Below are 22,690 nucleotides of genomic sequence, written 5' to 3'. Positions count from 1 at the left end.
GGTGCTACTCTTGGCTGCTAATTCTTGCTGGCGTTGCTCTAAATCCCAGAAACCTGTTTGCCCCATTGCTGTTCTCGGATAGCCTAACTGCCGACATTTTAGCTGCTCATTCTCAAGTTGAGACACCCATTTTTCGATTTTTCGAGGTGCCCGAAAGATAATTTTTCAACTGTGCCCAACAGGTAACTAAGGCGGCATAACTACTATTTGAGCGGCATTCCCCCTTCTAAGCAGGCTAACACTCCCCAGAGGGATTTTATCCAACGTCCAGGTCAGCTATCGATTTCCCCGTAGATAGATAGCCTGCAAAAATGCTGGATAAGCACCCGAATTGGTATATTATTCGGCACCCGTGCAGGCTATTTACCCAAATCGGGGGATTAGACAGCTTTGGCGCTGGGTAATATGCCTGAACCGCCTTTTATCCAGCATTTGAGTCGTATATTAGCCTCGCCAGAGCATTTTATCGGATACGTCTCAGCAAATCTTCATGCTTGGTACGGAGTGCCTGTGGGTAATAGTTAGTGCGATCGCCCGCCTCGTAGGTTAGGTTGATGACAGGAAACTCAACATCACATAGCGGGTGGATGGGTGGATGAGTGTTGTGTGAATCCTTTACCGTTCCGCTTCTAAATCATCTAAATCACACCTGGGAACCAACGCTACCCGAACTCGCTGCCCATCTTGAAGCACAGTCAACAAAATATGATTTATTTGGAGGGCATCGCCCGGTTCAGGCGATCGCTGCAATTCTTCTAAGAACAGCCCTGCCAGGGTTGCCGCCTCTTCACGGGGTAGCTCAATATCCAATTCATTATTCACCGTTGCAATGCTGGCACGGATTTTGAAGATGCCCTCATGTTCCCCCGTTTGACGAAACTCGGACTCTTCTTCGGCATCGTACTCATCTCGAATCTCACCCACAATCTCTTCCAACACATCTTCCAGAGTCACCAGTCCCGCCGTTCCACCAAACTCATCCCGCACAATCACCAAATGCAGACGGTTCTTTTTCATTTCTGCCAAAATTTCATTCGCAGGCTTGTTCTCTGAAATGAAATGGACTGGACGCAACAGTTCGTAAACAGTAGGGGGTTTTTCCAGCGCCTGGGGAAGAGGACGGATCAAATCCTTAACGTGCAAGATTCCCACAATATGGTCTAAATCGGGATCGCAAACGGGCAGGCGAGTGTGGGCATTGTTTGCCACTACCCGATAAGCCTCTTCCAGGGAGATGTCGATTTTAAGGTACTGAATTTGCACACGAGGCACCATAATTGCCCGGGCAGTGATGTGGCTGAGTTCGACCGCACCGTAGATAATGCGCCGCTCCTGTTCACCAACGGAACCGCCTGCCCGTCCGGCATCGACCATTGCCTTGATTTCTTCCGAGCTGATCCCTTCCTCTGTTTCATAGATTGGATTACCCGTCAAAACCAGGATAAAGTTGCTGGAAGCACTGACCATTCTGACCACCGGCTCGACTAATTTTTCCAAAAAGCGGAGTGGACGGATGCAGAATAGGGCGAACTCTTCTGCATGACGGATTGCCAGTCGTTTAGGTACTAATTCGCCCAGGATCAAACTGAGCAAGGCAATGATGATGGTCACTCCCACTAAGGCAACTTGGCTGGCGACCTGGGGACTCAGCATGGGAACTAGCAGACCCGATAGGGGATCCGCCAAGTTGTCAGCCGCAAATGCTCCATTCAGGAAGCCTGTCAGGGTAATGACAAGCTGAATCGTTGCCAGAAACCGGGTGCTATCTTCGGTCGTCTTCAGTACCAGGCGGGCACGGCGATCGCCCTCATCTGCCAGCATTTTCATCCGCACGTCGTTGACAGAAACCAGAGCAATTTCGGCGGCAGCAAAGAAAGCGTTAATCGCAATCAGAACCAGGTTAATCAGCAGCAGTAAAAGGGCGTTAGAGGGTTCCGGGGTATTCATTTAGCAAGTTTTGCAAAGCGGTGCAGCAATTCATTCTGGTATTCAACGTGCAGAAAGTGCATCAGTGTCAGGATAGGATTCCTGTGAGTCGATGTAGTAACCCGATAGACTGTGCCCCTAAAACTGAACCGATTGCTTCCTCTATTGTCGCCATTGCTGGCGATCGCCGCTGCCCTTCTAGTGGGTGCCGGTCTGATTCTGCTAGCCGGAGTCAGCCCCATGAAAGCATACGCCGTTTTGTTTAGCGAAGCCCTGGCAAATTACTACGGCTTTGGTAACACGTTGACTAAAATGGCACCGTTACTACTAACCAGTTTAGGGGTACTGGTTGCGCTGAAAGCCGGTCAGTTCAATATTGGGGGGGAAGGGCAAATTTACATGGGTGGCTTGGGTAGTGCCCTGATAGGACTCTATATCTATGGCTTACCTCCACTGATTCACGTTCCCCTGGCGTTGATGGGCGGTTTTCTATTGGGTGCCCTATGGGGCATGATTCCCGGATACCTGAAGGCATATCGGGGGGTGAATGAGGTCATCACTACCTTACTGCTGAACTACATAGCTCAAAACTTAGTCAGCTATGCTGTGGGCCATCCCCTGAAGGAGCCAGGTGCCCCAACCCCGTTCAGCCCCTTGATTGCGCCCTCTGCCCAATTACCCATCCTTTTGCCCCAAACTCAGGTTCACGCTGGGATTGTCCTGGGGCTGATTGCAGCCGTAGTGCTGTGGATTGTTTTTGCCCGATCGCCGCTCGGCTACCAGATTGAAACTGTGGGACAAAACCCCATTGCTGCCCGCTATGCCGGAATCTCTGTCGAGCGTACTATCCTGCTGGTGATGGCACTGGCGGGCGGATTGGCAGGGCTGGCAGGGTCTGGAGAAGTCATGGGGCTAAAATATCGGCTATTTGAAAACTTCTCACCGGGCTACGGATTTGATGCGATCGCGATCGCTTTCCTGAGTCGGGGAAATCTGGCAGGGGTTGTCTTGATTTCCCTCTTTTTTGGTGCCCTCCGCAGTGGAGCAAATGTTATGCAGCGCAGTGCAGGCGTTCCTGTAACGGTGGTTTATGCGATTCAGGGACTCACCGTACTGTTTATTGCCATCAGTCTGGTGTTGGAAAGAAAGGTAGGAGAGACGAGGTGAAACAATGAACACAACCACATTCCTCACTGACTACCTTTCAGCGAGTTTGAGACTTTCGATGCCGCTGGCGTTTGCGGCGCTGGGCGGGTTATGGTCTGAGCGATCGGGGGTATTGAATATTGGACTGGAAGGGATGCTGTTGACGGGGGCGTTTGTCAGTGCAGCAGCCACCTTCTATGCGGGTGGAAATGTTTGGGTGGGTATTCTGGCGGCTCTGGTGGCTGGGGGCTTGGTGGGGTTGCTACACGCTTTTTTGTGTGTGACGCTGCGGGTCAATCAATTAGTTTCGGGGTTGGCAATTAACCTATCGGCAGCGGGCTTGACTGCTTTTATGGCGCGGCTGGTGTTTACCAGTGATACCACTCAAAAGCTTCCAGGCATGGGGGCGATCGCAATTCCAGGCTTCAGCCAGATCCCCATCTTGGGACCACTCTTGTTTAATCAAGACCCGCTGGTTTATCTCCTGCTGCTGCTGGTGCCGCTGAGTACCTACCTCCTGTTTCAGACAAGCCTGGGGTTGACTTTACGAGCCGTGGGGGAGTATCCCCGTGCAGCCGATACCGCTGGCATCCGGGTTGCGCGAGTGCGTTATATCAGTGTTGTGGTCAGCGGGATGTTAGCCGCTCTGGGCGGGGCATACCTGGTACTGGTGCATGTCAGGTTTTTCACCGAAGACATCAGTGCTGGTAAGGGATTTATTGCCCTGGCAGCCCTGATTTTTGGACGCTGGCATCCCGTTAGTACGGTGCTGGCATGTCTCTTGTTTGGTGCCTCAGAAGCATTGCAACTCCGGATCCAGGCGTTTAATTTGAATATTCCCTATCAATTTTTGGTGATGTTGCCCTACGCGATCGCGTTGCTGGCAATGGTGGGGCTGGCAGGAAAATCCACTCCCCCTGCTGCTTTGGGTGTTCCCTATCATCAGGAAAGCCAGGGTGGCGAACCGTAGCCGTCGCCAGATTTCATTCAGACAATTGAACTTCGGCTGCGGGATTCATGGTTTCCAAAAATCCGTAAAAGGTAAGGCAACCGGTGGTGTTTCAAACCTGCTGTTTTTGTTCGTAGAAACGTTCCCGACGGAACATTTCTACGAGATCCTATCCACCCATCTAGAACACTACCGTCGAAGTATTACAGTTTATGACCAAATTACGTTTATTCTTTGGGTTTTGCGAAAATCCAAAGAATAAATGTAACCCGGATTATGGAATCTCTAAGTGCCTGAGGTTTCACCTAGTTTTCCCAGGTTGACGACTACATCAATTCCCGAAAATCTATCTACCAAGCTTTAGGAAGTCCCCCCATGTCAAACGCAACTGTCCTGGATGCATTTACCAAGAAGTACGCCGGAACCTATCGCTACACCACCACCGTCCGCCACAAAGGCACAGTCGTTGCCTTTGCGATGAATGACGAACAGCAGATTTTTTACACGGTGCTGGATCTTACCGGCACCAGCAAAAATGATTCGGCGGATAAAACGAACCGCAAAGACCCCCTCGATGTGAACGCCTGGCAGGCCAGCCCCCAGCCGTTGATCTTTCCCAACGAAATTGCCAAGGTGGGCTACGGAGTCGCGGATCAAACGTTATTGCCCGTGTTCAGAGACGAAAACCGGGTGCCAGAGAAACCGGGAACAAACCTGAAACCCGACGAAAAGGATTCCTTTCTCTCGACAACCGCCCGATTGACTGCGGATGCGCCGTTTCAGGTGTTGTCGGATGGGCAGTTTGTGTACGTGTTTCGGCAGGCGATCGCCGCTCCAGCCAGCTACACCGATGCAAATGACAAAACCAAAGCCCGCAAAGCCATGGTATTTGTCGATCCCGATGGGAATGTCATTACCAGCGAAGATGGCACCGAGGCTAAACTGGGCTTTACCGATAAAGCTGGGACATTTATCAAGACTCCTGATGCCAGCAAGATTGCGCCCCTGGTTAATTCCACCCTGCTGGTCGATCGCTTTGTGCTATCGGGAACCACGCTGCAACCCAAAAGGGAAGTGCGGTTTCAGCGCAGCCGCAGTAAGACCCGTCCCCAGAGCCGCAAAGATAGTCTGGGGGCAGAGGATCTGGATGGCAATCCGTTTCTGGAGCCAACCCAGGAACTCCGGTTTGTGGGTGATCTCACTCAGGGACGCTTTACGGTGCTGCTGGTGCCCACCGCGATCCAGGAAATTCAGCGCTGGCAGATTTTTGCCCACAACAGCCAGACCGGACTCATTGACCTGTTTGATGTGGAGCGATCGCCCGATGGGCTGTTCAACACCCGTGGTTCCCAGGTGTATACCTGTGTAGACCATCCAGAGGTGTTTGCCCAGAAGGCTGGCCAATGCACTGAACCCAGCCTGGGAGACCCCAGCCAAACCTGCGACAAAGAGTTGATCCCGCGAGTCGTCACTGAGGGCTATGCCGAGTCGGCTCTGCGCCCCAAAACCGAGGAGGAACTGGACGCCGAGGTAGCAACCGCGTTAGATAAGCAAGGGAAATCTAATCTCCTGTCACAAGGACAGTTTTCAACCGTTGCAGAACCTCATATTGCCCTGGGAACAAGATTGAAGCTCGGAAAGGAATTTACTGTGGAAGCCTGGATTTCGCCCCAGGTATCGGGTGTTGCTCCCCAGGCATTCATTACGGGTCACGACGGCAAATCCGTGGGCAGCCTGGCAGCCAGCCGTGCTGACCATTCTACCTGCCCTTCACTGTGGATTGAGTCCGGAAGTCGGGTTCGGGTTGGGTTTGGTAACGGCAGTCAGTGGAATGAGTGTGCCACCAAGAGCTTATTAACGCCCAATGCCTGGAACCACCTTGCCGTTAGCTTTGATGGCATTGCCTACCGCTTTTATGTGAATGGCAGGCTGCGGGAAAAGATTGACCAGATGGAAGTTTACATCAGCGGTACGCTTCAGACCAATCCAGATGGGAAACCCAAACGGGCACCGATCGCAGACAAGCCACTCCCAGATAAGCCAGCCATCAAGCTTTTAGAGCCACGCTCTGATAGTCCAGTCAAATTTTTAGGAGCGACTCAGAATTCCTTCAAGGGCACGATCGACGAGATTCGTTTTTGGAGCCGGGCGCGATCGCAGGCGGAACTGCAATCGAGTCTGAGCCAGCGGCTGGTGGGGCAGGAAATCGGGTTGGTCGGCTACTGGCGGTTTGACGAAGCCGCAGGCAACACGGTCTATGACCAGACAGATAACAAGGTGAATGGCACCCTCCAGGGCACGGTGCAATGGAAGGCAACTCCAGAGGGCGGCACTCCTATCACCCTGAATTTGAACGGTTGGCAGTGGATTGCCTCCGATGCCCCGGTGGGCGAGAGTCTGGGAGTCAGTCGCAGCAGTTTTCAATTTACCTCGGAAGGGGCCACCGGAGTGCTGGAACCCCGCACCGTTGAGTCGGGTCTGACGGCACTGCTCTACTACCAGCAGGAAAACGTGGTCAGTGGCTATGCGGCGGAAGAAAAGCCCCTCAAGCGCAATGCCCGCGTCATGCTGGCGGTGGCGACCAAAAATGCGGGGGGCGACAAGAACGAAATTGCCACGCTGGATTTTGCCGTCTCCACCTCTGGGAAGCTGACCCAGGTTCCCGATGTGGTGCCGTTGCCAGTGATTCATGCGCCCAACGCAACGAAGCAATCGATTAACGAAAAGCTGGACGAGGCAAGCCGATTACAGGGGCAGAGGCGTGCCCTAAATGAGAGGATTAATCAGCTTATCGAGCTGATTAAGGAGCTGGAGTCACCGATCGAAAAGCTCGGTACGGCACTGGCTAACCCATCAACGATCGTCAGCCCGACGTTTACGGACTCTAAACTGATCTATCTCAACGATAAACTGACCCAATTCAAAGCAGCCGAAAAAGACTTTCAAGATAAGTATGAAGCGACCAAACGACTGAAAGAGGAGGTAGGAAAAGCAAAAGCTATTTTTTTATACCAATATCCTAACTTCCAGGACATTTCGCTTGAATTTCAACTTGAAAATGATGAGGACGATACAGATAAGCTTCCGACATTTAAATCCCAGCGTATCGAATGGCTTAATCTACAAAGAGAAGGCTTACGCTATCCCACTTCTTTGAAACTTCCTCAACAATTACAAGTTGAAATCGCAGTTCGTACATGGGATGGTTTACGGGGTATTGCCACTGTCACAACCTTTACATATAAAGAAAACGTTATTTCTATACCACCTGAAAATATAAACCCTGAATTGGTACGTAGGAATCTGCCGCTTGAAAGTTCTGCATTAGAGGCTATCTATATTCATGAGAACCCTGACTATACAAGCGCAGATCGTAGAGCACTCTCTACCGCTAAAGACACTCGCGATAAAGCCAAGAAGGCTGTCCAAGATGAAAAAGACAAGCTGGACACCTTAAAGCAGACCTATGAGCGAGAGCAACGGGAGAAACAAACCCAGCTTGACAGCGTTAGAACTGCCATTAACGCCCTCGACTCGGTGCTGCAAAGTGGGGTAGAGGTGCCCATGCACCTGATCCACACCGACCCCTTTGGGCTAACCATCTCTGGCGGGCTGCTGGGGTTTGCCTGGACAAAGGATACTCCTCTTCTGTTTGACAGCGCTACGGGCAATCTGGCGCTTTATTTCCGGGGCACCGATGACCAGTTCTTTGTCGCCTATTACAAAACCCTGACCGAACGTGCCCAATATCCCCTGGTCGATCAAAACGGTGATGAGCGCATCATCTGTTCTGCCCGATCGACCGAGCTGGAACTGGACAAGCTGGAGATTGCCATCACCAGTTCCGCCACGGCTGATACCTGCACCGTGACTATCACCGGAGCGGGCATCGAAGAAACCTGGAACCAGATGCCCCGTAGCCCAGAAAAGTTTGCCCGGGTGCTGAATGGACTGGCGGGTGAGCGGGAATATGTCGGTTCTGGTTCCATTGTCACCGAGTTAGGACAGGTGAAACGCCTGACCATCCCGGCTGGCATTGGGCGATCGCTGGCAGCAGGAGATACCCTCTTTGTCGGCAAAACCAAAGTCATCGTGCAGCAGGCGATTGCTGCCCATGCTAAAGAGTGTGCGATCGCCAGCGATGAAATTCCAACCCTGAAAGACAACCTGCCCCTGTTCTTTGTGGAGTACGACTACACCGCCAATGCCCAGACCACCAAAATTCCCAACGACCTGTATAACGGTTCCCTGTTAGTCCGGGCAGCGGTGCAGGGGACACTCAATGCCACCAGCAAACTCCAGATCGGGCAACAGGTCACCAGCGGCTCGACCCTCTCCTGCAAATGGACTGCCGCTGCACCGGGTAGCACCCTCACCTTTGATGGCGTTGATGACGTTGCCGTTATCGCCAGTACCGCTACTCTCAAACAATTTGAGGCTCTCAGGGATGTGACGATGGAAGCCTGGGTTAACCCCAGCAATCCCCTGAATCCACGTGCTCAGCCTAACACCGTCCGCATCATTCAGTGTGGTACCGATCGCTCCAACTACAGTTTGGGTCTAAAGGTGTTGAGTCCGGCCCTGAAGCTAAATGGGCAGGATCAATATATGCGCGTACCGCTGAATGAACCGGAAACCAACGTTACCCACGAACTGTGGTTCAAAACCAGTTCACCCAACTGTGGACTGTTTGCAGTTGAAGGGGGGGTAACGTGGCTAATAGTGTTCGATCGCCAGATTTACCTGAGTGGCGGCAACATTAAAGCGCGGATTTTGAGCAAACTTAACCCTCCACCGAGGGGTACGGAATCTGAAATCATTTCCAGTACCAATCTCAATCTTGCCAACGGTGAATGGCACCATGTCGCCCATGTTTTTGGGACAATCGACGGATGGACGGGGCAGAAGCTCTATGTGGATGGCAAAGAAGTCGCCAGTGGCGTAATAGGAACTTCTGACTTCAAACTAGACGACACCATTCGAATCGGCTTTTCCACCGATGATGCCCAAAATCCAGATTTCAAAAATCCCTATTTCGAAGGTCAAATCGATGAAGTGCGGATTTGGAATCGGGTTCGCACGTTAGATGAAATTCAGAGCAGCATGCGCAGTCGGTTAACAGGTAGCGAAGAGAACTTAATTGGCTACTGGTATTTTGATGAAGTCACCGGAACGACCGTGAAGGATTACTCTTCAAGCAATAAACCGGGAACGCTATATGGCAATCCTCAAATTGGAGGTTTCTACTGGTTTGCCGGTGTCAATGACCAGTTTGTCCGGAGCCGCCAGACCTTTCCCACCAATACCTGGAGCCATCTGGCAGCGACGTTCCGCCAGTCCTATGGTCTGGAATTTGATGGCAAGGGCGGTTATCTCGATTGTGGCAATGACTCCACCCTGGATATCAGCCGCGATTTGACGATCGAAGTCTTCCTGAAAGTTGCCGATCTTGCTAGTGGCAATGGCATTCTCAGCCGTGGACGTTTTGATGATGGCACCACGGAGCAGGATGTGCCCTATGCACTGTTTATTGGGTCAGATGGACGCATTGGGTTGTCCTTTGAAACCATCAAACATGAGACCAAAACCTATTATTCCAGCGGTACTATCGGCACTCAGTTCTGTAAAATTGCCGTCACTCGGAAGCGGGAACAGTCTCCTCCAGATCCCAAGAAAAATTCCAATGGCGATGTGATTGGAGCCAAGGTCACAGCCTGGGATACCATTACTTTCTATATCAACGGGGTTGCATCGGGATCGTCTAAATACGAAAGTACCCAGAGCACAAGTGACGATGTCCGTCAGCCGATCGACGTGGGCAGCAGCAACCAGCCCCTGGAAATAGGTCGAGGCTTCAACTCAACCGTGGCATTCCGGGGCACTATCAGCGAAGTCCGGATCTGGAACACCGCCCACGAACAGGGGAATATCGCCCAGGAAATCAAAGGCAACGAAAAGGGATTGGTGTCCTGGTGGCAGTTCGAGGAAAATGACGGCAACACCGCCTTTGATTCCAAGAGCCGCAACCATGCCACGATCAAGGGGGCTGTTCAATGGGTCAAAGACCCCAATCCACTGGGTTCCAAACTCGTGCTCTACTACAATGGCGCTCTGATCACAACGGATACCGTCAGTGCTGCCCCTCTGAAATCCAGCGAACCGCAGTTTACCCTGGCTGCCTGCCGACGCAGCAATGGAATTCAAGAATACTTCCAGGGCGAACTCGAGGAAGTGCGAATCTGGAAAACCAGCCGCACCCAGGAACAAATCCAGGACAACCTGTTCCGGAGATTGCTGGGTGAGCAGGATGATCTGATCGCCTACTACACCTTTGATCTGGATTCTGACCAGACACGCAATGCCCTGACCACCCTTTATGATCGCTCTCCGAAAGGTAACAACCTGACCATCACCGGGGCAACCTACATTCTCTCCACGGCTCCCCTCAGTGACGACGCACCCATCGTTCGTAGCGCCCTGGCTGGGGTGAAAACTGCCTTCCACAGCTTGATCCAGAGCCAACCGGGAGTCCAGGAATACGGCGATATGCAATACGACATCGACGGCAACCTGATCGGCGTGTATAAGCGCTGCTACAGCTTCATCAAAGATGGACAGTGGCAATTGCTCACCAGCTTTAAGGTGGGTGACCTGGTAACGGAGTGGATCGGGCAGATGCAAACCGCACCCCAGTTGATCGGCTACATCGAAGGTGCGCCTCCAGTTCCCAGTGAAAACTTGACGGCTACAGGCTATGTAGTGGGAGAATTCGCTGACTACACCGGAGCTAGTTCCGTAGAATTAGCCCAGGCTGAAAGCACCACCTACACCTATTCCGCATCGAAAGAAGAGGGAACTGACTTTTCGTTTGAAATGAAGTTGGGTGGTGTTCTTGGTGCAAAAGCCAATGTAGGCTTCGGGTTAATTGCTGAAACCGTGGATGTGGAAAATATTATCGGTGCCCATGTTAATTTAGAAAGCTCCTGGGGCTGGCTCAATGAAGCCAGTACAGGCGTGGGGCGCACTACCACTCAGTCCACCAAAATGGAGTTTCGTGGATATGTAGAAAATGCCGATGCCGTTGCCTATCCCAATATAGGAAGACGGTTTGTGCCCGACAACACGGGGATGGCGCTGGTCAAGTCTGAAACGGCGGATATCTTTGCCCTGCGGTTGAAACACAATCAGGCACTGGTGTCCTTCCAGATGCGCCCGAACCCCGATATTCCGCCCGATCGCAATATCATCACCTTCCCGCTCAACCCCCGCTATGTCAAGCAGGGCACCCTGGACGGCAAAATCGGCGTTTTAGATGTTGATCCGGACTATCCCAACGCCTTTACCTATAGCCCAGATAGCAGCTACTTCAAGCCGATCGAAGCTTATTCGTTAAAAGACCAGATCAATCGGCAGGAAGTCGAGCTACAGACTTACTACCAGCAATACCAGTCCAGCGAGAGAGGTCGCCGCATTGCTGGAGTCTACGGAGGGGATGAGGATCTAGCCAGTGGAGAGTTGCTGAACAAGCTCCCCCACCAGCAAAAACGCAACTTGGTCAACAGCTATGTCTGGACCGCTGGAGGAGGCTTGTTTGCAGAAACTCAAGAATCAATGGATATGTACCAGGAGCAATCAGGAGGTTCCTATGCCTTTAAGGGAATGGCAGGTCTCTATACAGATCTGACCTTGGCTTTCTTTAGAGCGGGACTCAAACTTGAGCTAGATGCAATGCTGGGCGGGCACCTGAACCTGACGGTGACAAAAAATAAGGAATCGCAGACCACCTTTGGGCTGAATGTCAGTCTGGACAAAGTCGAAAGCGATGTCTACCTGCGGAACGAAAAGGGTGAAATGGTGATGGACAAGAGTGGGTCTCCTGACCCCAATGACCCGACCGGAATGCGTCACTGGAAACCCCAGCCCATGCCGGGGCGGGTCGATGCCTACCGCTTCATGTCCTTCTACCTGGAACCCAAAGCCGATCACTTCGATCTGTTCTTTAACCGGGTGGTAGACCCCATCTGGCTGGAGCAGAGTGACCACCCCAGTGCGGTTGCGCTCAGAGAAGCAAAGGAGGCTAAAAACAACTGCTGGCGCATTATGCATCGGGTCACCTATGTCAGCCGCGTTCTGCCGCCTTTGAGCAATCCCGCCCCCTCCTCCCTGGAGAAGGCGCTGCAAACCCTGGACATTGACAGCAACTACGAGCTGATCCGGCAACTGGAACCCTTTGTTAGCACCAGCCTGACCAGCTATCCAGAGTTTACGAAAGCCATCCGTGAGGCGATTAAACTCTATCTGCCAGAGCTTCAACCCCACACCCAGGAGATCATCCGCTACATGAGCCTGTACTATGGCATCGTGGATACTCAGGATCTGGCAGGACAGGATGGGGAAACGATCGATGCTCCGCGAACCCTGAACCAGCCACCGATCGTCAATGCAGGCGTTGATCAAACCATTGGACTCGATGGAGCCAATGTGACCGTCACGCTGGATGGAACCGCGATCGACGATCGCATCCAAAAATCCGAAGCCCTCTTTGTCACCTGGGAAAAAGTCTCCGGCGAGGGCAGCGTTGAATTTACCAATCCCTATAGCCTGACGACCACCGCCACCTTTACCCAACGGGGTAAATACGGGCTGCGACTGACAGTCAGTGATGGCGATCTGTCCGCCAGCGATGATGTCACCATTGTGGTGAATCAGCGTCCAGTCATTTCTGCCGGAACCGATCTCCAGGTTAGACCCCGGCTCGACGCGGGACAGACCTCACCGACGCTGGAAACTCAATTGGCTGGAAGGGTGATTGACAGTGGATTGGGCGACCCTGAGCGGGGCGTTGTCACCGTGAAATGGACTAAGCAGAGCAGACTGGGCACAGTGACGTTCTCAAATGACAAGTCCCTGGAAACAACCGCTACCTTTGATAAAAGCGGTAACTACCTGCTCAAGCTGACGGCGGATAACGGCACCTTTACCGCCGATGATGAGGTGATGGTTTCGGTTGCGGCCCGCACCACCGACCAGCTAGAGGCACTCTATACCTTCGACACCACCACCGGAACCAGCGTGCCCGATGTCTCCGGTGCAGAAGCTCCCTTGAATCTGGCGATTAGCGATCCATCTGCCCTTACCCGCAGTGGCGGTATACTCACCATCCAGACTCCATGCCTTCTATCGACTACGAGTTCTGTTGCCAGGCTGACCCAGGCAATAAAAGCCAGCAACGAACTGACGATCGAAGCATGGCTGAAACCATCTACCCCCAACCACGAGGGGCTGGCGCGCATTGTGACCCTGTCCGATGGACCCGGTAAGCGCAACTTTACCCTGGGGCAAAGCGGCAACCACTACTATGTTGCCATCCGCACCACTACCACCGACCCCAACGCCAGTCGCAAGGCGCTGACCGCTGGCAGCGTCAGCACCACAGAGTTGACCCATCTGGTTTGCACCCGGACGACATCGGGTCTGGTTCGCCTGTACCTGAACGGGCAGGAAGTGAGTAGCCGGGAGGTCAGCGGTGCCCTTTCCATCTGGGATGAGGGCTTCAAGCTGGCTCTCGGCAATGAGTTGGGGACAACTCCCAGGCGCGATCGCGCCTGGACGGGTAGCCTGCATCTGGTTGCTATCTACAGCCGCGCCTTGAGCCTGGAAGATGTGCAGCAAAACTATAAGTTTGGCTCAGACACCAACCTTCCTCCCGTGATTTCGGCGGGACCAGATCAGGAGATTAATGGGGCCGACAGCCTACCCATTCTGGGCCAGTTAAACGGACGCGCCACCCACGATCGCGAACCCCAGTCTCCTGCCATTATCTGGTCCCAGGTGGCAGGCCCCGGAACTCCGAATGGTGTAACTCTGACGAATGCCAATGCCCTAAGTACCGCTGCTACATTTACCCAAAATGGACACTATGTGATGCGCCTGACCGTCGATGACGGTGAGTTGATGGCCAGTGATGAAGTCATGATTACAGTCAACCAGCCGCCGACGTTCACAGCCCAGGCAGACCCTAACCTTGCCCTGACCAGTAGCTCAGTCGTCACTCCACTCAAAGGGGCAATCCAAAACACTGGACGAGGTGATGCAGGGACTCCGACTACCACCTGGAGGCGGCTCAGTGGCCCCAGCAGCCTGCAAATCGCTGCCCCCAACCAACTAGAAACCACAGCGACATTCCGCGATCGCGGCGTTTATAGCCTTGAACTGGAGGTGAATAACGGCAAGTTACCGGCTCAGAAACAGCCGATCACGATCAATGTCCATCAAACTCCCAGCGTCAGAGCTGGTGAGCCTCAGATCGTGACCCTGCCCACTCCGGCGGAGTTGTCCCCAGGTGCAGCCGTGCAATCTCAGGTAATCTTGACTGGCATCGTGCAGGATAGTGGGTTAGCAAACCCCAACCAACCGGATGGACTGCTCTTCAAGTGGGAGCAGGTCAGCGGCCCAGTCCAGGCTGTGCTTACCGACGCCGCCCAGCGCTCCACAACGGCAACCTTTATTGTTGGAGGCATCTATGTGCTGCGGTTCACAGCCACCAATCGCCAGATTCCCTCGCTGACCAGCAGCGCAACCGTGGAGATTACCGTGAACCAGCGTCCGGTAGTGAATGCGGGAGCCGACCAAACGATCCAACTTCCTGCCGAGGTCGAGTTGGATGCCACCGTGAGTGATGACGGATTGCCCACCACGCCCGGAGCCCTCACCCTCCAGTGGCAAAAAGAGAGTGGTCCCGGTACTGTTACCTTTACCGATGCCACTGCCAGTTACACCAAGGCCCAATTCTCGGAGAGTGGTACCTATGTTTTGCGCCTTACCGCAAAGGATGGGGCGAAGAATGGGACTGTCGAGGTCGCGTCCAGCGATACGGTTGAAGTGGTTGCCAAAGCACCTCCTCCCGTGCTTCTCTATACCTTTGAGGAAAACGACGGCACCACCGTCAACGATGTATCCGGGATTGCACCTCGCCTGGATCTCACGGTTAGCGGTGGTGCAACGTTAGCAGGTGGAATTTTGACTGCTAACAGTCCAGCAGTGATTACTTCGACTGGAGCAGCGACTAAGCTTATCCAACAAGCCAAAGCGAAACCTGCGAACACCCATGCCATCACGATCGAAGTTTGGCTTAAACCAAAAAACATCAGCGCAAGAATTGAACCAGGAGTATTAGAAGCATACCCGGCACGCATTCTGACCCTCTCAGGTGATAATGCAAACTGCAACTTTACCTTAGGACAACAAGATGGCACCTATACCGTTCGTCTTCGCACCAGTGCTAATAATAATGAAGCACGAAATGGAGTCAACAATGAACTTAACTCGACAGCTATTGTGAGGACGGATACGGTATCTCACCTTGTTTATACCTGGAGTGCTGCCACCCAAATCGCCCAATTTTATCAAGATGGCGTTGAGGCTGGGCAAAAGAGAAATGTCTCTGGTAATTTCTCCAGTTGGAATGACAATTATCCACTTGTGATTGCCAACGAAGCTGGAGGTCATCCGCGAGCCTGGATGGGTGAAGTTCATCTTGTCGCCATCTACAACACGGCTCTGACCCCCGATGAAGTCAACCAGAACTTTCTTGCCGGATCAGATGCCAGATAGCAACCTCATAGGAAGGCTGGGCACCTTGTCTCAAGACTAAGGAATGGGGTTTACGGTGGCACCCTATTCTATGTCGCTGGAACGCACCGCATCTCGATGAGTCCCGTTGCCAGATTTTCATTCAGATAATTGAACTTCGGCTTCGGGATTCATGGTCTCAAAAACCCGTAGAAGGGCAATGCAAACCAGGGTACTTGCTGCGACCACCAGCCAGAAAAAACGAGAAACGACAGGAGCTTGATCAATCGCCCATCCGCCCAGGATGGGACCAATAAAATAACCGATCGTCCAGGACTGGGAACTGACGGCTGTGTATGCCCCCCGCAGGGATTCTGGTGCCAGGTCTGAGACGATCGCGACAAAGAAGGGTTTGTAAGTCACGGAGGCAATCGATAAAATGCAGAGTGCCAGAATTCCCCAAAGGAACTGGCTGGTGGCAAAGGTTCCGGCTGCCCAGAGGAGGAAAAATCCAGTTGCCCACAGTAGCATTGCCAGCATGAGCACACGCACTCTCTGAAATGCTGTGAACAGTTGGGCGATCGGCAATTGCAGGACGGCTCCCACACCGATGTAGCACCAGGTAAACAGATTCGCGGTGCTGCCCACGGAAACGCCTGGAATGCTGTCTGCCCCTGCCACCACATTCGTGAAATAGAGCGGAATGGTGCTGGTGACCAGGGCAACATAAGTGGCGTAGAAGCTATTGGCTGCCAGAAAAATGAGCAACGATTTGTCTTTCAGGGCAGTCAGAACTCCCTGAGCCAGGTTTTCATGGTCTGAACTGGGTTGCTGAGTTGCCGTCATTGTCAGTTGAATCAGCAGCAGAAACCCCAGAAAAATCATGCCACAGCCAGCGAAAAGGACTAGCGGTGACTGGTTGGTCAGCAGCAACAACGCCCCTCCACCCAGCACTCCAATCCCAACACCCACGTATTCTGCCACACCCATGAGGGCAAAGGCGCGGTGCCGTTCTTCGGGAGTTGTTACATCCATCACGGCAGCACTGGAGCCAGTCCAGTAAAATCCCAGGCTGAAGCCTAGCAAAAGACTGGCGATCGCCAGTGTCCATAAACTATGACTGACCGCCAGAACCAGGGATACCGCAACCCCCAGAGCCGCCGAGAGAGTCAGTGCTGCTTTACGCCCAAATTTAGGTGAGTCGGACAGACTCCCCCCAATCAAATGGGCAGCGACTTCGGTGACTGAACTCAAGCCAATGCTGAACCCCACCGACGTTGCCGATAACCCCACTTGATTCACAAACAACAGTGGAATGTAAAAGCTAATTAAGCCAAATCCAACCTGACAAAACAATCGCCCCATCGCCTGCACCCAAACCTGGGAATTTAGCGATCGCAGCGAAGACAGCAATTCATTCATGCGCAACCATTCAAGCTGAGGCAACCTAACTACCCTACCGTTTATGGGACTTTAGAACCGCCAACCGTGTTACTGAAGGTGGGAGTGGAGAATTAAGAGTGGAGAATTAAGAGTTTTGAGGTGAAGGGGTTTACTGGTTGTTAGTTCGTAGTCATTAGTCATTAGTCATTAATCATTAGTCATTAGTCAAGTGTGGACTCAGAACCCTGAACTCTCCCACTCCCCCATCTCCTCCGCTTCAAAAAATTTTCATCACAATGCAGAGAAGTTCGCTTGATTGACTGAGAACAAGATAAGGGTTGTGATTTTTAGCAACCTGGTTAAATTTACAGAAGAGTGTAGCCAGGGTTGATGCATTCGATGAACGGATCTAATGAGCAACTGAGCCAGTTAGCGATCGCCGCCCAGCAGTGCCCCCCCTGCTCCCACGGGCGGCAAGTTGCCCTCAGACAACTGGTTAATGGCATCCTGCGATCGGGTAAGCTCTGCCATCCCCAGCGAGGGCAATTTCCCGGACGCTACCAGGAGATTCATGATGAGGCAGTTCAAAATTTGCTGCTCTACCTGTGCCAGAACATAGATAAATACAACTCGGAGAAAGCCTCTCTCATGGGTTGGGTGAATATGCTGCTGGAACGGCGCTTTTTTAGGGAAGCGATTCCTGATGTGATTGGAAAACCCACAGTTCAGCGGATCACGCTGGAGGATATGGCAGGATTGGCATCCCCTCAGGAATCTCTGACAGTGACGGATATGCTCAAGGAATGTATTCAAAGTGATCCAGAGAATCTGTTCAAGAATGAACATCTGGAAGGTTGCCCCGCTGCCCATTTTCAAGTATTGGCACTGAAACGGTTGGAAGGACTGTCCTGGCAGGTCATTGCAACCAAATACAGCACTAAAACCGGAACCATCAGCAGTTTTTATTCCCGGTGTTTGAAGAAGTTTTCAGCCAAATTGCGAGAGTACTGTATCGAGCGGGGAGATTGACAGGAGAGACAGCATGAACGACTTAAACCAACCATTAACGTTTACTGCCCTGTTGGGAAATTCCTTTCACCGGCAGGCAGAAAAATTTAGCCAGCAGCATCGCGATCGCGCTAAAGCCCAGCAGGTGTATTTGAATACTCTGGCAGTCTGTGCGGTGCAGTATTACTTCCAATGTATGGGAATTGAAACTAATCAGGAAACCAGTGACAGTTGGGATCCGATTCAACAGGCATTGCTTGATGTGGCAGATTTGACGCTACCCTACTATGGAAAAGTCGAGTGCCGTCCCGTCCTGCCAGACACAACCACGATGCAAATTCCGCCTGAAGTCTGGTGCGATCGCATTGGCTATATTGCGGTGCAACTGGAGCCTTCACTGAGGACAGCCACCCTACTGGGATACACGCCATCGGCTGGGAATGGTGAGATTGTGATTCGCGACTTGCGATCGCTCGATGATTTTTTGAACCACTTGCAGCCTTTATCAGCCCCAATTCCACTGAGTCAGTGGTTAGAGGGAATCATGGCGGCAGGATGGCGATCTCTGGATGAACTGCTAGGCACTCAGCCCCAGCTTGCCCTCAGTTTTAGGGGAGACGCGACCCGGTCTAAGGCAACGGTGAGACGGGCAAAGTTACTCAATTTAGGGCTGCAACTGGAGCAACAATCAGCGGCACTGCTGGTTGCGGTTACTCCAGAAACAGAACGGACTTTAGGAATATCGGTTCAGTTGCATCCAGCGACGGGGGAAATATACCTCCCATCCGACTTAAAGCTGCAATTACTGACTGAGTCAGGCGAGACCCTTCAGGAGGTGCGATCGCGCAGTCAGGACAATTACATTCAGCTCAAGCGATTTCATGGTTTACCTGGAGAAAGTTTCAAGATTCAACTAACCTGGGGAGAAGTAAATCTGACCGAATCTTTTGTGATCTAATACCGATTGCAATCATGGATGCCCCAGACGGCGGATTGAAACCTTTACTGCATCAGGATCCTGCCATCCAAAATCCAAAATCCAAAATCCAAAATGGCATGAGTCAGCGAATTGTTCTGAATTTAGGATTGGGTGATTTGCACAGCGGGTTTCCGGCTGTCACCGCTTGCCTTTGGGAAGGGGATGACCCCCACCCAATGAAGTTTACTGGCTCCCTCCCAGCCGCCCCCCAAATTCCTGACCTGTACCGCTCCTGGCGCTTGCTCTACACTGCTCTGTGCCACCGTTTGCGATCTTCTCGGATTCAGGTGGATGTCGCCGATGTCACCAATGTTTCTGAAATGGAGCATCACGACCTGTGTCAAAAATTAGCTCAAACGATCAATCACTGGCTCAACTCAGAACCATTTAAAAACATTGACCAGCAGTTACGAACCCGGCTGAATGCCACCGATGAAATTCGTGTTCTGATTGAAACGGATGATCCGCTATTGCGGCGGCTTCCCTGGCACCTGTGGAACTTTTTTGAAGATTACCCCAATGCCGAAGTTGCCTTAAGCACTCAGGAATACCAGCGATCGCCCGCTTCACGGTTTCAGTCCCCGAACAGTCGGGTCAAAATTTTGGCAATATTAGGCAACAGCGAAGGCATTAATGTCCATCAAGACCGCCTCTTTCTAGAGCAGTTATCCAACCAGGCAGACATTGAATTTCTGGTGGAGCCATCACGGGAGCAACTGAATGAGCGGTTGTGGGAGGGATGCGACATCCTATTTTTTGCTGGACACAGTTTCAGCCAGCCGCCAGAGGAGTGGGGAAAGGGTGAAACGGGATATTTGTTGCTTAACCAGCGCGATCGCCTGACCATTTCTCAGTTGAAATATGCCCTCAGACGGGCAATTAATAGGGGATTGAAACTGGCAATTTTCAACTCCTGCGATGGACTGGGATTAGCCCATGATTTAGCCGATCTGAATATTCCCCAGATCATTGTCATGCGAGAACCTGTGCCTGATGTTGTGGCTCAGATGTTTCTCAAGTATTTTCTGGCGGCATTTGTCAGCGGGCAGTCCCTCTATACCGCCGTGCGGGAGGGACGAGAACGACTTCAGGGCATGGAAAAGCAGTATCCCTGTGCCTCCTGGTTGCCGGTCATTTGCCAGAATCCGGCGATCGCGCCCGTAAGCTGGCAAAGCCTACAGCAAAAACAGGCTGAACCCGCTATCATCCAACGCTCAGAACCTGCTCAACGTTCCAGGAAAAAATATTTCCGAACAGCATTCCTCACGAGTGTTGCCGTGACTGCATTGGTCATGGGATTCCGCTGGTTGGGATGGCTACAAGCCTGGGAGCTGAAGGCATTTGACCACCTGATGCAGCAACGCCCCGCAGAACCCCAGGATCCCCGTTTGCTAATTGTCGGTATCACAGAAGAGGACTTTCAGTTACCCGAACAGCAGCACCGAAAAGGTTCTCTCTCCGATCTGGCACTATTGAAACTTTTACAAAAATTGAATCAATATCAACCCCGTGCCATCGGGTTAGACATCTACCGCGACTTTCCCGTTGACTCCAAATTATCCGAGTTAGCCAACCAAATCGGTTCTCAAAATAATTTCTTTGTCATCTGTAAAGGACGCAATCAGGCAGTTAATTATCCAGGCATTGCACCTCCGCCAGAGGTTCCAGTTCATCGCCAGGGTTATAGCGATTTTGTCACGGATCCAGATAACATTTTGCGGCGACACCTGATTGCAATGGATCAGGAACCCAACTCACCCTGTACAACGCCCTATGCCTTAAGTGCCCAATTAGCATTCCACTATCTTAATGCCGAAGGGATTACAGCCCAGTTTCATCCTGACCTGACATTGCAAGTTGGAGATGTGATCTTCCAACGTTTACAGAACCGTGGAGGCGGCTATCAAAATATCGATGCCTGGGGCTATCAAACTTTTTTGAATTACCGATCCTACTGGTCTCCTACAGAGATTGCTCCAGTAGTTAGCTTGACAGATATTTTAAGGGGAGCAGTGAAACCTGAATTAGTGCGCGATCGCATTATCTTGATAGGAGTAATCGCTGTTAGTGCAGGTGATTATGTCTCAACACCATACAGTTTCAGAGCAGGGGAATATCAGAGAATGCCAGGAGTGATTGCTCAAGCACAAATGGTCAGTCAAATCTTGAGTGCGGTCAAAGATAGAAGACCCTTATTAGTACCCTGGACATTGGGGCGTGAAGTGCTTTGGATCTGGATCTGGTCTATGGTGGGTGGTCTAATCGTTGGATATCTGCTCTTACATCGTCTATCAATTAAGCAATCGCTTTTCTATCTTGCCCTGGCAACTGGAGTTAGCCTGGGTAGTTTATATCTGCTGTGTCTTTGGTTTCTCATCCAGGGCAGTTGGGTTCCTTTAGTTCCATCTGCTCTTGCTTTGATTGCGACGGTTACAGGGGTCATCACCCAAGCTGTATCACAAACTGAAAAACAAGTATTGAAAAGTGTTATCAAGGAGGCGTGATAAAGATGAATTTACCCGTTTACACAATTCAGTCTGTTCTCCTGAGTAGTTTGATTCTGATTTATAACCTACCTTCGCAAGCACAATCTTTTCAATCTATTGTCACCCAAAAGTCTGGTGAAAACTCAGCGCAAAAAGTAAACAAACCACTAAAATTTGCAGCCCCTATTTTGCAAAATCGTGGTTTTGGCGCACCGGGTAGACAGCGGGGTGGACCGAGTGGTGGATGGCGTCCAGGATCTGGAGGTTGTCCAGCCGCGTTATCTGACAATACCCCTCTACTAACGGCTCTGGTACCGATTGATGCCTCAGGAATTGTAGGAGGACTAACCACCTCAGAACGTCCTACTTTCTGGTTTTATGTTCCTTACCCCTCCCCTACCTATGGGATTTTTGTATTAGAGGATGAAACTGAACAGCAAACTGAATACAAAGTCCCATTTACTGAAACCCCTGGTGTGGTTAGCTTTACCTTACCTGCAACGGCAGCACCATTGGCAGTTGGTAAACCCTATCACTGGTATTTTGAGGTTTTCTGTGAGGATAGTAGTCAGAATAAGCGTTGGGCAATCAGTTACGTTAGAGGCAATATCCAACGACTACCTTCAGATACAGCACTGCAACGTCAGTTAGAAACCGCAAACTCTGTTGAGCAGGTTGCCACCTATGCTGGCAATGGTCTCTGGCAGGATGCTCTCACCGCTGCTGCCAAACTGAAACGAGCAAATACCACTGATACAAGTTGGGCAATACTTTTGCAATCGGTTGGATTAGAAGATGTTGCCCAACAACCCCTGGTCAATTGTTGTCAACCATGAGAGCTATGAAGCATTGCTGATTCTAAATTTGGATTGGGAATCGGCTTTGTGCGGGAATGATGCGCGATCGCCTTCAATCCATGCGCTCATCGATCGCCCAACTTCAGACCTCCGAGGTTTTCAAAACCTCGGAGGTCTTGGGATTTTCTCCTTGCTCTTCATCTATGGGGCAATAGAGTCAGATGCCAAAGCTTTTTAGCGGCTTTAATCCTGGAAGTTTCTCCAATAAAATACACTCCGACAGCACGTTCCCCCACGGGTGTTCTCGAAGCCTTTTTGCAGGTGGTTGAACTGTTCCCAGGTTCTTCCATGCTGGGTTGTGCGGATGTCTCCTTGACCTGTTTCAACTCGAATCGGTGAGGGACTTTTGGCGATTGTCATGGGTGTTTTTGACAACTGTTATTTC

General features: G+C 51.7%; 11 protein-coding genes. 9 read left to right on the top strand and 2 right to left on the bottom strand.

Annotation, left to right across the window (positions count from 1 at the left end):
* Window positions 1-615 precede the first annotated feature (615 nt).
* Window positions 616-1,947 carry a hemolysin family protein gene (locus AC1S52_RS10610; protein ID WP_482028970.1) on the bottom strand — a complete coding sequence of 444 codons (1,332 nt, stop codon included), beginning with the start codon at window positions 1,945-1,947 and terminating at the stop codon, window positions 616-618.
* Between the two features lie 111 nt (window positions 1,948-2,058).
* Here AC1S52_RS10610 and AC1S52_RS10605 point away from each other — a divergent pair, with 111 nt between their 5' ends.
* The 4 genes from AC1S52_RS10605 to AC1S52_RS10590 all read left to right on the top strand — a co-directional run bounded on the left by AC1S52_RS10605 (window position 2,059) and on the right by AC1S52_RS10590 (window position 15,634).
* Window positions 2,059-3,093: an ABC transporter permease gene (locus tag AC1S52_RS10605; protein ID WP_482028969.1), complete on the top strand. Its 1,035-nt coding sequence runs from the start codon at window positions 2,059-2,061 to the stop codon at window positions 3,091-3,093.
* A gap of 4 nt (window positions 3,094-3,097) precedes the next feature.
* Window positions 3,098-4,042, top strand: coding sequence for an ABC transporter permease (locus AC1S52_RS10600; protein ID WP_482028968.1), 945 nt, complete (start codon window positions 3,098-3,100; stop codon window positions 4,040-4,042).
* Entirely contained in the window at window positions 4,029-4,283 is a 255-nt protein-coding gene (locus tag AC1S52_RS10595; RefSeq protein WP_482028967.1) for a hypothetical protein, read from the top strand. Before AC1S52_RS10600 ends, AC1S52_RS10595 begins: the two co-directional genes overlap by 14 nt.
* Before the next feature lie 113 nt (window positions 4,284-4,396).
* The gene (locus tag AC1S52_RS10590; RefSeq protein WP_482028966.1) at window positions 4,397-15,634 is read left to right on the top strand and encodes a LamG-like jellyroll fold domain-containing protein; all 11,238 of its coding nucleotides are present in this window, start codon (window positions 4,397-4,399) and stop codon (window positions 15,632-15,634) included.
* 117 nt (window positions 15,635-15,751) lie between these two features.
* Here the strand turns inward: AC1S52_RS10590 and AC1S52_RS10585 are convergent, their stop codons facing one another.
* Window positions 15,752-17,014, bottom strand: a complete 1,263-nt coding sequence (locus AC1S52_RS10585; RefSeq protein WP_482028965.1) for an MFS transporter — start codon at window positions 17,012-17,014, stop codon at window positions 15,752-15,754.
* 360 nt (window positions 17,015-17,374) lie between these two features.
* On the opposite strand from AC1S52_RS10585, the gene AC1S52_RS10580 reads away from it, so the two are divergent.
* Genes AC1S52_RS10580 through AC1S52_RS10560 form a run of 5 tightly spaced genes read left to right on the top strand, consistent with a single transcriptional unit; the run spans window position 17,375 to window position 22,483 of the window.
* Window positions 17,375-18,004: an RNA polymerase sigma factor gene (locus AC1S52_RS10580; RefSeq protein WP_482028964.1), complete on the top strand. Its 630-nt coding sequence runs from the start codon at window positions 17,375-17,377 to the stop codon at window positions 18,002-18,004.
* Window positions 18,005-18,017: 13 nt separating this feature from the next.
* Window positions 18,018-18,941, top strand: a complete 924-nt coding sequence (locus AC1S52_RS10575) for a DUF1822 family protein (RefSeq protein ID WP_482028963.1) — start codon at window positions 18,018-18,020, stop codon at window positions 18,939-18,941.
* A 14-nt stretch (window positions 18,942-18,955) separates the two neighbouring features.
* On the top strand, window positions 18,956-21,466 hold the full coding sequence (locus tag AC1S52_RS10570) for a CHASE2 domain-containing protein (protein ID WP_482028962.1): 2,511 nt from the start codon (window positions 18,956-18,958) through the stop codon (window positions 21,464-21,466).
* A gap of 5 nt (window positions 21,467-21,471) precedes the next feature.
* Complete coding sequence (locus AC1S52_RS10565) at window positions 21,472-22,284, top strand: DUF928 domain-containing protein (protein ID WP_482028961.1); 813 nt, start codon at window positions 21,472-21,474, stop codon at window positions 22,282-22,284.
* The gene (locus AC1S52_RS10560; RefSeq protein WP_482028960.1) at window positions 22,244-22,483 is read left to right on the top strand and encodes a hypothetical protein; all 240 of its coding nucleotides are present in this window, start codon (window positions 22,244-22,246) and stop codon (window positions 22,481-22,483) included. Before AC1S52_RS10565 ends, AC1S52_RS10560 begins: the two co-directional genes overlap by 41 nt.
* Window positions 22,484-22,690: the final 207 nt, after the last annotated feature.

Source organism: Kovacikia sp. CALU 1929 (genome assembly GCF_056784235.1).
Note: the sequence above shows the minus strand (reverse complement) of the source record. Positions and strands in the feature narration are given on the sequence as shown.

Excerpts from the sequence above, each read along its gene's own strand:
- AC1S52_RS10585 (WP_482028965.1), bottom strand. The coding sequence starts at position 17,014 with ATGAATGAATTGCTGTCTTCGCTGCGATCGCTAAATTCCCAGGTTTGG.
- AC1S52_RS10560 (WP_482028960.1), top strand. The coding sequence starts at position 22,244 with ATGTTGCCCAACAACCCCTGGTCAATTGTTGTCAACCATGAGAGCTAT.
- AC1S52_RS10600 (WP_482028968.1), top strand. The coding sequence starts at position 3,098 with ATGAACACAACCACATTCCTCACTGACTACCTTTCAGCGAGTTTGAGA.
- AC1S52_RS10565 (WP_482028961.1), top strand. The coding sequence starts at position 21,472 with ATGAATTTACCCGTTTACACAATTCAGTCTGTTCTCCTGAGTAGTTTG.
- AC1S52_RS10580 (WP_482028964.1), top strand. The coding sequence starts at position 17,375 with ATGAACGGATCTAATGAGCAACTGAGCCAGTTAGCGATCGCCGCCCAG.
- AC1S52_RS10610 (WP_482028970.1), bottom strand. The coding sequence starts at position 1,947 with ATGAATACCCCGGAACCCTCTAACGCCCTTTTACTGCTGCTGATTAAC.
- AC1S52_RS10590 (WP_482028966.1), top strand. The coding sequence starts at position 4,397 with ATGTCAAACGCAACTGTCCTGGATGCATTTACCAAGAAGTACGCCGGA.
- AC1S52_RS10570 (WP_482028962.1), top strand. The coding sequence starts at position 18,956 with ATGGATGCCCCAGACGGCGGATTGAAACCTTTACTGCATCAGGATCCT.
- AC1S52_RS10575 (WP_482028963.1), top strand. The coding sequence starts at position 18,018 with ATGAACGACTTAAACCAACCATTAACGTTTACTGCCCTGTTGGGAAAT.